The sequence below is a fragment of the Mesorhizobium sp. M0185 genome (assembly GCF_040322175.1).
In the GTDB taxonomy this organism is placed as follows: domain Bacteria; phylum Pseudomonadota; class Alphaproteobacteria; order Rhizobiales; family Rhizobiaceae; genus Mesorhizobium.
Map to the genome: position 1 here is coordinate 1 of NZ_JAMYSY010000060.1, position 12896 is coordinate 12896.

A 12896-nucleotide genomic window follows, 5' to 3' on the forward strand; every position below is an offset into this window, starting at 1 on the left:
ATCGATCCGTGACGCGCGAAACTCCGAGGGATCCATTGGCCAACGAAACCGCTGGCATGATTGGAACGGGCGTCGCGAACCCCACCTTGGCCAGCGGCCGCAAGGACCGTGCTCAAAGGCCGGACATATGGACGCAAGCGATCGAAAACGACGCAAAACAACCGTTGCAGGCAGGGCGCCGTCCACATATGGATCCCAGGGTCTGCGCGACGTCGCTTCGCTCCTGCTCCGCCCTGGGATGACGAAGGTGTGGTGTCATATGCTAATCGCCAGCGTTGGAGATTGGCGGATGTAGGTTGTCGGCAGCGAACGTTTGCAGTTGCGACACTCCCAGGCGTTAATCCCAACGTTCTCAGATCGTCTGCTTTTTCCCATCTTTTGTCGGCATCAGGTCGACGCCGTTGACCTTGCCGATATGCGTCGCCAGCATCGGCACATATTGATCGGCAGGTCCGGTGGCGAAGGCGCCGGCGAAGGCGTTCTTGGTGGCGTTGCCGAGCGGGTTGGCGATGCCGGCAGCACCCGCCATCGATTCGAGATAGGTGAGGTCCTTGAAGGCGTTGGCGATGGTGAATTTGTGCGCGTCGCGGTCGCCTTCCAGCGTCCAGCGCATGAAGGTCTGATAGAAGCCGCAATCCATGCGACCGTTGCGGATGACGCTGTCGAAGCGCGGCGGCGAGATGCCGACCTTCTGCGCCAGCGCCAGCGCCTCGGAATAGATCGCGGCGTAGCCGAGCGAGATGAAATTGTTGAGCAGCTTCATGCGATGGCCGTCACCGGTGTCGCCGATATGGACGATACGCCCGGCCCAGGTTTCGAGCACCGGCTTCAGCCGGGCAAAGACCGCATCGGGCGCGCCGACCATGGCGTCGAGCGTGCCTTCCCAAGCCTCCTTCGGGGTGCGGCTGAGCGGGGCATCGACATAGGCGACGCCGAGCGCCTTGAGTTCGGCGGCCAGCGCCACCGTCGAAACGGGATCAGAGGTCGAGCAGTCGACGACAACCGATCCCGGCTTCAGGCCTTCCTTGAGGCCGCCTGGGCCGCGGATGATGGCTTCGACCTCGCGCGAGCCGGTGACGCAGATGAAGACGATATCGGATGCCGCCGCGACATCGCGCGAGGTTGCCGCTTCCTTGGCGCCGCGGCCGAGCAGGTCTTCTGCCGGCTTGCGGTTCTTGCGGCCGAGAAACGTCAGCGGATAACCCTTGTCGACGATGTTCTTCGCGATCCCGTGCCCCATCAGGCCAAGCCCGATGAAGCCGATCTTTTCGCTCGCGGCAGTCGTGTTCATGTCGTTTCGTCCTATTTGCAGTGATGGATGACGGCGCTGCAGCTTGCCGGCGAATTGTTGAAGCGGGTTTTTGCCGCATGCCATGGCAGGCGATTGCAGAGTTCGATATTGTCTGACAATACACATGAATCTTAGGGAATGTGGAGAGCAAAATGACGAAGCGGATCATGTTCACCGGCGGCAGCGGCAAGGCCGGGCGTCATGTCGTGCAGTATCTGGTCGAGCAGGGCTGCCAGGTGCTCAACATCGACACCAAGCCGCTCGACAATCCCAAGGTGCGCACGCTGATCACCGACATCACCGACAGCGGGCAGGTGTTCAATGCGCTGTCGAGCTATATCGGCCTGCATGAATTCGACCCATCGCTGCGCACGCAGCCGGTGGATGCCGTGGTGCATTTCGCGGCGATCCCGCGCATCATGATCACGCCCGACAATGAGGTGTTCCGCATCAACGCGCTCGGCACCTACAACGTCATCGAGGCTGCGGTGAAGCTCGGCATCCGCAAGGTGGTGATCGCCTCCAGCGAAACGACCTACGGGCTGGTCTTCGCCAACGAGCCGCGCAACCCGACGCATTTTCCGCTCGACGAGGCGTACGACGTCGACCCGATGGACAGCTATGCGCTGTCCAAGGTCGTCAACGAGAAGACGGCGCGCGCCTTTGCGCTGCGCAGCGGCTTCGACATCTATGCCTTGCGCATCGGCAACGTCATCGAGCCGCATGAATATTCGCTGTTTCCGAAATGGTTCGCCGATCCGGGTTTCCGCAAGCGCATCGCCTGGAGCTATATCGACGCGCGCGATCTCGGCCAGATCACGCTGCGCGCCATCGAGAAGGACGGGCTCGGCTATCAGGTGTTCAACGCCGCCAACGACGACACCTCGTCCGACCTGCCGACAACCGAACTGCTGAAGCGGTTTTATCCCGATGTGCCGGTCAAGGGGGAACTTGGCGAATACGAGACGCTGCTCTCCAACCGCAAGGCGCGTGACATGCTCGGCTTTCGGCCGGAGCACAGCTGGCGGAAATATGTCAAGACGAGCTGACGGGCGCAGCTGACGCGGAACCGGCACTGGGCCAGCCCCGAATTGCTCGTCATGACTCCAGGCTCACACCCGCTACGACCGATGCGCCCACACCCTCGTTCAGGCGTTCGCCGTCGGGTTCATCCATACGATTTCCCAGACGTAGCCATCCGGGTCTTCAATGTGGCGGTTATACATGAAGCCAAGATCCTGTGCTGGGTTGGGATCGGCGCGACCGCCCGCCGCGACCGCGCTGGTCAGTGTTGCATCGACGGCATCGCGGTTATCGACAGTGAGGACGATCATTGCCTGGCTGTCGCGCCGTGCGTCGCCGATTGGGCGTGTAGTGAATTCGCGGTAGTGGTCATGGGTCAGCAGCATCACCCCGATCGTGTCCGAGAACATGAGCGAGGTGGATTTCTCGCCCGAAAACTGTGGGTTCACAGTGCCGCCTAGCGCCACGTAGAACGCCGTCGACGCCGTCAGGTCACGAACAGGCAGGTTCACGAAAATCATTTTGGGCATCGATTTCTCCTTCTCCAAGGCTGCGCGCTGCGCTATTGTCTTGCTGCAATGTAACTAGATGCAATGTATCTTGGTTGCAAGATACTTTTTGCCGAGGGAATATTTGCCATGGATCGCGCCGAGGCCGCAGCTAAGCAATGGGCCCGCGAGCGCCCCGATCTTCCGTCGTTACCTGTTGAAACGGTAGGTCGTCTGCTTGATGCCGCCGCACGGGTCATCCGCGATCACATGAACCCGTTGCTCAAAGAAGCAGGCCTGAATGTAGGTGAGTTCGATGTGCTCACGCCGCTCAGGCGCGCCGGTGAACCCTATATGCTTTCACCTACTCAGCTCTACGAATCGGCAATGATCTCCTCGGGCGGCATGACCAGCCGCCTGGACCGGCTGGAGCGCGCCGGGCTGGTTGAACGACGCCCCGATCCCAACGACCGGCGCGGCAAGCAAATTGCGCTGACGACCGGCGGCAAGCGCGCGATAGACGATTTGATCGGTCCAATGGTGGCGCTCGAAGAGCAATTAATCTCCGTGCTGACGCCGGCGGAGCAGGAAACTCTTAGTGCTCTACTTAAGAAATTGCTCACCGGCCTCTAGGCCGTTGTCCACGTCAGCAGTTATCTCTTCCTCTGAACCAACGAGACCTGAGCCTACTTGTCTTTCCAGAATTCGGCCTGGAGTTGCGCCGCTTCATCGGCAAGCAGCGGGCCGACGACTTCAGTCGGACGCTGCCCAGCTTCGAAGACGATCCTGCAGGGCAGGTCGAGTGTGGGGTTCTCGACATGTGCGCCCGTCAACCCCTTGAGGTCATGTTCGCTCTGCCCAAAGACGACCCGTCCGATGCCCGCCCAATAGATTGTGCCGGAGCACATCGCGCAAGGTTCGGCCGAACTGTAGAGGGTGCAGGAGGCCAGCTTTTCGAGACTGACATTCATCCCCGCCCACGAGGCCAGCAGCCTTTCGGCATGAGCGGTGCGGTCGCCGCCGCCGGCTTTGTAAGCGTTGGGCTGCTCGCGCAACACATTGCCGTCCTTGTCGGCCAGGAGCGAACCAAAGGGATGGTCGCCAGCATCGCGGGCCTTGCGCGCGACTTCGAACGCCTGACGGAGCAGGCGCTCATCATAAGGGCGTTGTGGCATCGGCAGATCCTCCGCCGCTTGACCATAGTGCCGAACAATCCGCCGACACAAGTCAACAAGCAAGGCTCAAGCCTCGTTCCGATTGGGCCGTTGAGCCAGCCAGATGCTGCCGATGACGAAAACGACGCCGGCGATTTGAGGCAAGGTCAGTGTCTGATCCAGGAATACCCATCCGAGCAGCACGGCGGTCACCGGGCTGAGGAAAAGCAGCGATGACACCACCGAAGATTCGAGTCGCGCAATGCCCCGGAACCAGAGGACATAAGTCAGCGCCGCACCGATCAGCCCGAGCCACGCCAGTCCAAGCAGGTTGGCCGCGGTCGGGAACGGGATGGGTGGTTCGAAAAGCACCACCGGAACGAGAAGGAGACCACCGGCAGTCAGTTGCCATGCCGTAAAGGCGAGCAGCGATGCTGGCGGCTGCCACTTGCGGCTCAACACGCTTCCGAAGGCCATTGAGGCCGCCCCGGCGAGGCCGGCGGCAACGCCGACCGCATCGAGCGTCGCGTTCGGGGTCAGCACCAGCAATGCAACACCGGCGATCCCGACAAGGGCGGCGACAATCGCCAACCGGCGGACAGGGCTGGCAAGCAGGGCAGCAGCGAGGAAAATCACAATCAATGGCTGGACCGACAGCACGGTCGCCGCGACCCCGCCCGGAAGCCGGTAGGCGGCGACAAACAACATGCTCAGGAAGATCGAGATGTTGAGGGCTCCGAGGACGAAACTGCGCAGCCACCAGATGCCCATCGGCAGTTGCCGAACGATCGCCAGCAGCAGCAATCCGGCGGGCAGGGCTCGCAGCATTGCGACCGTCATCGGCGAGAAGTTCGGCAGGAACTCGGTGGTGACGATATAGGTGCTGCCCCATATCGCGGGTGCGATGGCTGCAAGCAGCAGATCGGAACGGTGCGTTTTCATAAGATTTCCAGAACTTCGGCAAGAGGGCGGCGCGGCTTTTGCGGCCAGTTTCCGGGCGCGGCGCGGCCGACCGCGATGAGCATCACCGGCACTTCATTGCGCGCAAGGCCAAACTCGCGGGCCACGCCTTCGGCATCGAAGCCGGCCATCGGACCGGAGACGAGCCCCAGCGCTTCGGCCGCGAAAATCAGCGTTGCAGCGCCAAGCGTTGCCGAGCGCACCGCTTCGTCGCGGGCCGCTAGAGGATCGGCATATTGTGCGCGGGCGCCTTCCTGCCAGCCCGAAGCCATATCCACCGGCATGAAGCCGGCTTCCACGAAAGGATGCAGCCTTGCATTGAGGGCAGCGTGGTCGGGGAGTACGCCGCAGATGATGAAGGTGACCGCTGCTTCCTGCACCTTCACCTGGCCGTGGGCCACGCTTCGCAACCGCGCCTTTGCTTCCGGCGTCCGCACCGCGATGAACCGCCAATTCTGAAGGTTGTAGGCGCTTGGCGCGCGCGTTGCGAGGCGTGCCAGTTCCTCGACCTCGGCATCCGTCAATATATGCGAGGCATCGAACCGATTGGCCGACATGCGCCGCTCGATAAGGGAAATTGCGGGGTTGGTCATCATGTCATTCCGAAACTGAGAAAGTCGTTCGGGAAGCAGATATAGAATTTACCAAGGCGCGATAATATGCAACAATTGCAAGACATTGTTTACTGGAAGAGAATGGTGAGATGGATCGCCTGACGGCGTTGCAGGTTTTCCGCCAGGTGGCGGAACTGAACAGCTTTGCCGAAGCCGGACGGCGGCTCGGTCTCTCGCCACCCGCGATCAGCAAGAACATCGCCGAGCTGGAGGCGGATCTGGGGGTGCGGCTCATCAACCGGACGACGCGGCGCATGGCGCTGACCGAAGAGGGCAGGATCTACCTGGAGCATGTCACGCAGGGGCTCGATGCGCTGGCCAGGGCCGACCAGGTGCTCGGCCCGATCAAGACGGCGCCGAGCGGCACGTTGCGGGTCAGCGCGCCGATGACTGTCACGTTGACGCGGCTTTCGGCTGCCATGCCCGCGTTTCTATCGCGCTATCCCGATTTGAAGCTCGATCTGCACCTTGATGACAGGCGCGTCGATATCGTGCGGGAGGGATTTGACCTTGCCATTCGCGGCAGCGACAATCTCGAGGATTCCAGCCTGGTCGCCCGAAAGCTTGCGGTCATGCCGCATGTGCTTTGCGCAGCTCCGTCCTATTTTGAGACGCATGGCCGGCCCAAGACGCCTGCCGATTTGAAGGCGGCCAATTGCATCCGGTTCAGCCTCTCGGGGCATGCGGACATATGGGAATTCCGCAAGGACGGCCGTGCCGAGCGGATCGCCATCGACGGACGATACTCGGTTTCTTCAAGCCTTGCCGTGCGCGATGCGCTGGGCGCCGGCTTCGGCGTCAGCCTGATCCCCTATCCCTATGTCGAGAGCGATCTGAAAGCAGGCCGGCTGCAATCGGCTCTGGATGACTGGGACAAGGTCGAAACCACGCTCTACGCGGTCTATCCGGCGCGGCAGCATCTCGCCCCGAAAATCCGCGTCTTCCTTGATTTCCTGATCGAGGAATTCAGTCGGGACAAAGAGAAGCCGTTCGTGCCTCCCCGGCGTGAACGCTCGGCAAAGCGCGGTGTCGGCGAGGCGACGGATGCGGAAAATCAAACTGAGATATTGCCGTCGATCTCATCTCCTTGACACGCCTCCAAATCCGGACTTTGTGGAGCCATGCAGGACGCGAAGCCGAATAAGGGAAAGACAGCGGCCGAGGCGTTCGCCGAACGCACGAGCGGTATTCGCCGGGCCGATGCGGCGCGCATGCCGGGGTCGAGCGTGCATGCGTCGCTCGCCAACGAAATCGGGCTGAGGATCGTGCGCGGCGACTATCCGCCGGGAACCATCCTGCCCAACGAAGCCAAATGGTCCGAGACGTTCGACGTCAGCCGCTCGGCGGTGCGCGAAGCCATAAAAATGCTGATGGCGAAGAGCTTGCTGTCGTCACGTCCCAAAATCGGCAGCTGGGTCGAGCCGAAGGAACGCTGGAACCTGCTCGATCGCGACGTGCTGGCCTGGTATGCGACCTCGCCGGACCGTGAGGTGTTCCTCCGGACCGTGCAGGAGTTCCGCCACATCATCGAGCCGGAGGCCAGCGCCTTTGCCGCCATGCGGCGCACCGACGAGCAGATGGCCGAGATCAGCCAGGCCTGCCGCGAGATGGGTGAGGCGACCAACCTGCAGGAGCGGACGCGCGCCGACACGCGTTTTCATCTCGCCATCCTGCGGGCCTCGGGCAACGATCTGCTGGTGCCGCTCGGCGTGCTGATCGAATCGGCATTCGATCATCTATTTGCTTATACCACGCGGGAACTCGACGATTTGCAGCATGCGCAGAGGCTGCATGAGGCAATCGAGAAGAGCATCCGTCTGCAGCGGCCGGACGCGGCGCGCAATGCGGTGCGCAAGCTGCTGGCCAATACCGACAGCGTCATCAAGTCCAGGTAACGGCCGTTCGGCATCAGGGTTTTAGCGCTCAATCGATGGGTGCGGTCGCGAGATGCCGCCGGGTCAGCCCGATCAGCAGCGCCTGGTCGCGGGCGGCGTGTTCGGGTGGGTTGACGACGGCATCGCCATTGAGGATCGCAGCCCAGAAGCCACGCATCTCCTCGACGAAGGCTTCGGCGTAACCGGCACGCAAATCTTTCTTCGACAGCGTGTGACCGTCCGAGGTCGTCACCGTCAGCCGGGTCGGATGATGGTTGAGCCAGGGCGAGGGGAATTCGAGCTCGAGGCTGGCATCGTCGAAGAACAGCGTGATCCGCTCCTTGTAGTCGGCGAGCTTGGGCACGGTGAGATGCGTCATGGTCCACAGTGCCTGTCCGTCCAGCAGCCTGACGGCGCCGTGGCCGCCGTCGCCATTGGCAAAGATCTGCGCGCCGACGACCTCGCCGTCCGGCACGCCGAGCGCATCGAGCAGGCCATGGACGGCATTGACATCGTGAATCAAGGCCGAGCTGTAAGCGCCGATAAATCCACGGAAAGCGAGATCGGTCAGATGCACGCCGACGGCCTCTTCGACCTGGCGCTTCTGCTTGGCGGCGACAGTGGCGACCATGTCTTTTGGGATATCGGTACCGCGCCTGTAGGGCTGATGGGCGATGAACGGCCAGGCGTCGGGATCGTTTACCTCCACCGAGACCGCGCGCAGCCTGCTCGATGTTCCAGGCAGCGAAGCGAGCGCCAGCCGGTAATTCGGATCGAAGCGCTTCATATAGCCGACCTGAACGATTTTCCTGGCGGCATCGCGCGCGGCAACGATCTCCAGGATTTCCGCCAGCGAATAGCAGAGCGGCTTTTCGCAAAAGACATGCAGGCCAACCGCCAGCGCCGCCAGCACCTGTTCGTGATGTAGCGGGTCCGGCGAGCCGATCACCACCGCGTGGAGGCGCTGGTCGAAGAGCTGGTCGATCGTTTCGAAATTGGCAATGCCATGGGTGTCGGTGACGAACTGCCGCGAAATCCTCGAGGGATCGGCGACCCCGACCAGCTCGAACAATTCACCGAGGCGCAGCAGATTGGGGATATGCTCGACCTGCGAGATCATGCCGCCGCCGACGACCCCGACGCGTATCCTGCTCATGCCATCATTCCCCGCAATGTCGTTTGTCAGCTCAAGGCGCCGCAGGCGGCCGGTTGCCGATCTGGGCAAGCAGGCCGGCAATCTCCGCCTCGACCGCCTTCAGATCCTCGCCGCCCGACATGATCGAGATGACCTCGTCGCGCGAAATCTCGGACTTGGCGTAGGTGCCGCGATTGCGGCCGCGGTTGAGCAGCGTGAAGGTGTCGCCGACCGGATAGGCGTGGTGGATGTTGTGGCTGATGAAGATCACGGCCAAACCCCGCATGCGCGCTTCGATGATGAACTTCAGCACCATCGCCGCCTGGTGGACGCCGAGTGCGGACGTCGGCTCGTCGAGGATCAGCACGCGCGCGCCAAAATGCACGGCGCGGGCGATCGCCACCGACTGGCGCTCGCCGCCCGACAGCGTGCCGACGGCTTGCGTCGGATCGCGCACGTCGATACCGATATCGGCCATCGCCTGCCTAGCGATGGTGTTGGCGCGCTCCTTGTCGATGCGCGAGAAGGGCAGGCTGCTTTTGGTCGGCTCGCGGCCGAGGAAGAAGTTGCGGGTGATCGACATCAGCGAGATCATGCCGAGATCCTGGAACACCGTTGCCACGCCGAGCTCCTGCGCGTCGCGCGGGCTGCGGAAAGTGACTGGCTTGCCGTCGACCAGGATTTCGCCCTTGCTCGGCCGATAGACGCCGGACAAAACCTTGATCAGCGTCGACTTGCCGGCGCCGTTGTCGCCGAGCAGGCAGTGGACCTCGCCCGGATAGACCTTGATGTCGATGTCCTGGAGCGCGCGCACCGAGCCAAAATTGACGCTGACGCCGCGCAGTTCCATTGCCGGTTCGGTCATTTGGGCCGGTTCGGTCATTTGGGCCGGCTCGGTCATTTGCCACCTCCGCGGCCGAGCGCCTTCAGCCTGATGTAGTTGTTGACCAGCACGGCCATCAGGATGACGATGCCGAGGAAGACCTTGAACCAGTCGGTGTCGATGCCGGTGTAGAAGATGCCCATCTGCACCAGCCCGAAGATCAGCGCGCCGAACAGCACGCCATAGACGGTGCCGTAGCCGCCGGTGAGCAGCACGCCGCCGATGACGGCGGCGATGATCGCCTCGAATTCCTTGAGCAGGCCGCGCGTGGTGTCGGCGGAGCCCGCCTCCATCACCTGGATGGTGGCAAGCAGCGTCGCCGCGCAGGCGGTGTAGACGAACAGGCTGATCTTGACGCGATCGACCGGCACGCCGACGTTGCGGGCTGCGATCAGGTCGCCGCCGGTGGCGAAGATCCAGTTGCCGTATTTCGTCTGGGTGAGCACGTAGCCGGCCAGCGCCGTCAGGCCGAGCCACCAGACGATCGACATCGGAATGCCGGCAACGAACGGGATGCCGTCGCTGCGGGTGGCTACCCAGCCCTGCGCGCCCATCCAGTGGAACAGGCCGGTGAGCAGATGGCCGTTGAAAATGCCGGCCGTAGCCGGATCCGGTGCGCCTTCGAGTATGTAGGGGATCTGGGTGCGGCCGGTGACGGCGCGGGTGATGCCGATCGACAGTCCGCGCAGGATATAGAGCGTGGCAAGCGTGACGATGAAGGAGGGCAGGCGCGTCTTCACCACGATCAGGCCGTTGAGATAGCCGGTGAGGATGGCAACGGCGAAGGCACAGGCGATGCCACCCCATAGCGGCAGGCCCCAGTACTTCACCGTCAGCCCGATGACGACACCGGCAAAGCCGACCATGGAGCCGACCGAAAGATCGAACTCGCCGGCGATGATGAGGAGTGCTGCCGCGGTGGCGACGATGCCTAGCTCCGCCGACAGCGTCAGGAAGGTCATCGATCCCTGCAGCGAATAGAGGTTTGCCGCGCCCGGCAGCAGCGCAAAGATGATGATCGTCGCAAGCAGCCCACCGGCGGCACCGGCTTCCGGCCGGCGCAGCCACTGGGTCAGCTTGCCGGTGCTGGCCAGCCGCTCGTCGGCGCCGGCGGCCCGCTTCGACGTCATGCCGAAGCGGTCGGTCGCCTTCAGTTCGCCCGGAGGTATCGCCTTGTCTTCCACGACCGCCATTAGGCTCTCCAATCGCTCAATTCGCAATCTTCGAACGGATCGGGAGTGCGCTTGGCGCATTCTCCCGTTCCGTCGGAGCGCTTGCCTAGCGGATGCCCTCTTTGGCGAGCGCCAGGATCGCCTTGGCTTTTTCCGGCGAGTCTATGAACAGCGGTCCGGTATAGGCGTTGTTCTGCGGCCAGAAGCCGTGCGTCGCCTGCTCGACCAGATAGATCACCGGCAGATAGCCCATCAGATATTGCTGGGCGTCCATGCCGAAGCCCATTTCGCCGGCCACGACCGAATCGAGAACCTCCGGGCTGATGTCGAATGTGTAGAGCTTGAGCTTGCCGAACAGTTCCTTGTCGCGGAACATCGGGATCAGCGGGTTGGCGGCGGTGGCGCCGAGCGCAAAGACGGCCTGCGTGTCGGGATGCGCCGACAGATAGGCCTCGGTGCGGCGCTGGACGTCGGCGGGATCCGGCGCCACGGCCAGAACCTCGGTGCCGCCGCCGGAGGGCTTCAGCCCGTCATTGAGGCCCTGGCAGCGCTGGTCGAGGCTGACATTGCCGACCTCGTGGTTGATGCAGACGACCTTGAGCGTGCCTTCCTTGGCCAGCCGCTCGCCGGCCTTCTTGCCGGAATCATATTCGGAAACGGTGCCGACATAGAGCGTCGTGCCGAGCTCGGCGCCTTCCTTTTCGCCGGAATCCAGAACCACCATGGGAATATTGGCGGCAAGCCCGGATTTGACCGATTTGCCGAGCGCATTGGCGTCGGCGATGGAGACGGCGATACCGTCCGGCTTGGTGGCGATGGCGGCGTCGAGAAGCCGGGCCTGCTCGACCACGTCGAAGACCTGCGGCGCGTAATATTCGACCTTGGCGCCGGTGAGGGCGGCCGCGTCATCGACGCCGCGCTTGACCACCGACCAATAGGGATCGGACGCCGACCCGTGCACCACGAAGGTGATGCGGACGTCCTTCGGATCCTTGAGCCCCGCGGCATGCGCGATACCCGTCATCAGGCCCGCCGAAACGAAGGCGCCCAATGCCACTTTCAGAAGAGTTTTCATCTTATTCTCCCATTTGTCGTTGCAGTTCCAATCCCTCTGGCGCCGTTTTCCGGCCGCGACGATCGGCTCACGTTGCGGATCGGGTGGCCGCTTTGCGGGCCTTTGCCGACGCCAATCGCTGTTCGCCCACGGTGTGGCCGCGGGCTGTTGTTGATGATCGCCCGGCCGAGAGCGTGGCGCGAAGCTCCTCGCGCAACGGCTTCATGCCGATGACGTCGATCGGCTGTGCGGCGAGCCAGTCGCGAAAGCCCTGGTCTCGGAACAGCTCGTACTCTTCGGTGCGAATATAGGCGGAGCGCGGCTCGATCAGCTCGAGTTCACCGGGCGCGTTGCAATGCAGGCAAAAGAAGGTCAGGCCCTCGCGCACACCCTCGATGAGCGCCTTGTAAGCCGGCTCGATCGGCCTGGAACGCGGCCGGCCCCAGGTCGTCTGGATGGCGGCGTCGAAAATGGCAAAGCCGCCAGCGCGGGCCAGCGCCACGCCGCGCTGGAACGCCTCCTCGGTGACGCCGACCAGATTGTCGTTGGGGGAATAGGCGGACAGGGTCTTGGTCAGCAGCACGGGCAGCTGATATTCGAGCCCGAGCTTGATGTAGATGTCGCAAAATTCCGGCGACAATGCCGCGCCCATATGCGCGTCGAGATGGGTGACGTCGATGCCGGCGCGATAGGCGGTGTCGATCTGGGCGCGAAGCTCGGCCTCGACCGCCTGCGGCACCGCCTTCCGGCGCGTGGTCGCCACATCGGGCCAGAAGAAGCCGAACTCGTCGGTCAGGCCGGCCGCCCGCGACGGCGCGGTCAACGGCCGCCATTTGTAGTGCTGCTTCTCGCTGTTCAGCGTCAGGTGGACGCCAAGGTCGAGGGCAGGGTTGGCGGTGGCGCTTTCGGCCATTTCGAGGAACCACGGGCACGGCACCATCACCGCGCCGGAACTGCAGACGCCCAGCCCGCTCAATTCGAGGAAGGCGCTGTTGGCGCCGTGGCACATGCCGACATCGTCCTCGTGGAGCACGATCCGTTTGCTGGAGCCGGCGGCGTTCACGAACGGCCGCCTTTCCGCCGGCACGCCGGTTTCGAGGGTCTTCCAAAGTGTGTCCCGTATTTCATGGAACCAACCGTTTGCCCAACTGGCCGGAATGGAACGCCGAAAGCTGGGTTTCCGACAGGGCCACTTTGGCGAATTCGGATGGGTACGATTTGCCTGCCGGCTGAGACACTTAGCTACCG

The 12896-nt window shown here is 63.0% G+C and carries 14 protein-coding genes; 4 read left to right on the forward strand and 10 right to left on the reverse strand.

Going from position 1 to position 12896, the window contains the following annotated elements:
* Positions 1 to 352: 352 nt before the first annotated feature.
* Positions 353 to 1291, reverse strand: a complete 939-nt coding sequence (locus tag NKJ20_RS29800) for an NAD(P)-dependent oxidoreductase (RefSeq protein WP_352748957.1) — start codon at positions 1289 to 1291, stop codon at positions 353 to 355.
* 152 nt (positions 1292 to 1443) lie between these two features.
* Between NKJ20_RS29800 and NKJ20_RS29805 the strand changes: the two genes are divergently transcribed.
* Positions 1444 to 2340, forward strand: coding sequence for an NAD-dependent epimerase/dehydratase family protein (locus NKJ20_RS29805; RefSeq protein WP_352748959.1), 897 nt, complete (start codon positions 1444 to 1446; stop codon positions 2338 to 2340).
* Positions 2341 to 2439: 99 nt separating this feature from the next.
* Here the strand turns inward: NKJ20_RS29805 and NKJ20_RS29810 are convergent, their stop codons facing one another.
* A complete protein-coding gene (locus NKJ20_RS29810; protein WP_352748961.1) occupies positions 2440 to 2844 on the reverse strand; it encodes a VOC family protein in 405 nt (134 codons plus the stop codon).
* Between the two features lie 108 nt (positions 2845 to 2952).
* Between NKJ20_RS29810 and NKJ20_RS29815 the strand changes: the two genes are divergently transcribed.
* Positions 2953 to 3435, forward strand: coding sequence for a MarR family winged helix-turn-helix transcriptional regulator (locus NKJ20_RS29815; RefSeq protein ID WP_352748963.1), 483 nt, complete (start codon positions 2953 to 2955; stop codon positions 3433 to 3435).
* 53 nt (positions 3436 to 3488) lie between these two features.
* Here NKJ20_RS29815 and NKJ20_RS29820 read toward each other — a convergent pair whose 3' ends face one another.
* The 3 genes from NKJ20_RS29820 to NKJ20_RS29830 all read right to left on the reverse strand — a co-directional run bounded on the left by NKJ20_RS29820 (position 3489) and on the right by NKJ20_RS29830 (position 5509).
* Positions 3489 to 3977, reverse strand: a complete 489-nt coding sequence (locus NKJ20_RS29820) for a nucleoside deaminase (RefSeq protein ID WP_352748965.1) — start codon at positions 3975 to 3977, stop codon at positions 3489 to 3491.
* A 66-nt stretch (positions 3978 to 4043) separates the two neighbouring features.
* Complete coding sequence (locus tag NKJ20_RS29825; RefSeq protein ID WP_352748967.1) at positions 4044 to 4898, reverse strand: EamA family transporter; 855 nt, start codon at positions 4896 to 4898, stop codon at positions 4044 to 4046.
* Positions 4895 to 5509: a nitroreductase family protein gene (locus NKJ20_RS29830; protein ID WP_352748970.1), complete on the reverse strand. Its 615-nt coding sequence runs from the start codon at positions 5507 to 5509 to the stop codon at positions 4895 to 4897. The genes NKJ20_RS29825 and NKJ20_RS29830 overlap by 4 nt, the downstream gene beginning before the upstream one ends.
* Before the next feature lie 110 nt (positions 5510 to 5619).
* On the opposite strand from NKJ20_RS29830, the gene NKJ20_RS29835 reads away from it, so the two are divergent.
* Entirely contained in the window at positions 5620 to 6621 is a 1002-nt protein-coding gene (locus tag NKJ20_RS29835) for a LysR family transcriptional regulator (protein ID WP_352748972.1), read from the forward strand.
* Between the two features lie 30 nt (positions 6622 to 6651).
* Positions 6652 to 7425 carry a FadR/GntR family transcriptional regulator gene (locus tag NKJ20_RS29840; protein ID WP_352453268.1) on the forward strand — a complete coding sequence of 258 codons (774 nt, stop codon included), beginning with the start codon at positions 6652 to 6654 and terminating at the stop codon, positions 7423 to 7425.
* A 28-nt stretch (positions 7426 to 7453) separates the two neighbouring features.
* Here NKJ20_RS29840 and NKJ20_RS29845 read toward each other — a convergent pair whose 3' ends face one another.
* From NKJ20_RS29845 to NKJ20_RS29865, 5 genes are all read right to left on the reverse strand, one after another.
* On the reverse strand, positions 7454 to 8560 hold the full coding sequence (locus tag NKJ20_RS29845) for a Gfo/Idh/MocA family protein (RefSeq protein ID WP_352748973.1): 1107 nt from the start codon (positions 8558 to 8560) through the stop codon (positions 7454 to 7456).
* 31 nt (positions 8561 to 8591) lie between these two features.
* A complete protein-coding gene (locus tag NKJ20_RS29850) occupies positions 8592 to 9404 on the reverse strand; it encodes an ATP-binding cassette domain-containing protein (protein ID WP_023675815.1) in 813 nt (270 codons plus the stop codon).
* Between the two features lie 32 nt (positions 9405 to 9436).
* Positions 9437 to 10552: an ABC transporter permease gene (locus tag NKJ20_RS29855; RefSeq protein ID WP_352473541.1), complete on the reverse strand. Its 1116-nt coding sequence runs from the start codon at positions 10550 to 10552 to the stop codon at positions 9437 to 9439.
* 148 nt (positions 10553 to 10700) lie between these two features.
* Entirely contained in the window at positions 10701 to 11669 is a 969-nt protein-coding gene (locus NKJ20_RS29860; RefSeq protein WP_352453270.1) for a rhizopine catabolism ABC transporter substrate-binding protein, read from the reverse strand.
* A 67-nt stretch (positions 11670 to 11736) separates the two neighbouring features.
* Positions 11737 to 12711, reverse strand: coding sequence for a polysaccharide deacetylase family protein (locus tag NKJ20_RS29865; RefSeq protein ID WP_352748976.1), 975 nt, complete (start codon positions 12709 to 12711; stop codon positions 11737 to 11739).
* Positions 12712 to 12896 lie beyond the last annotated feature (185 nt).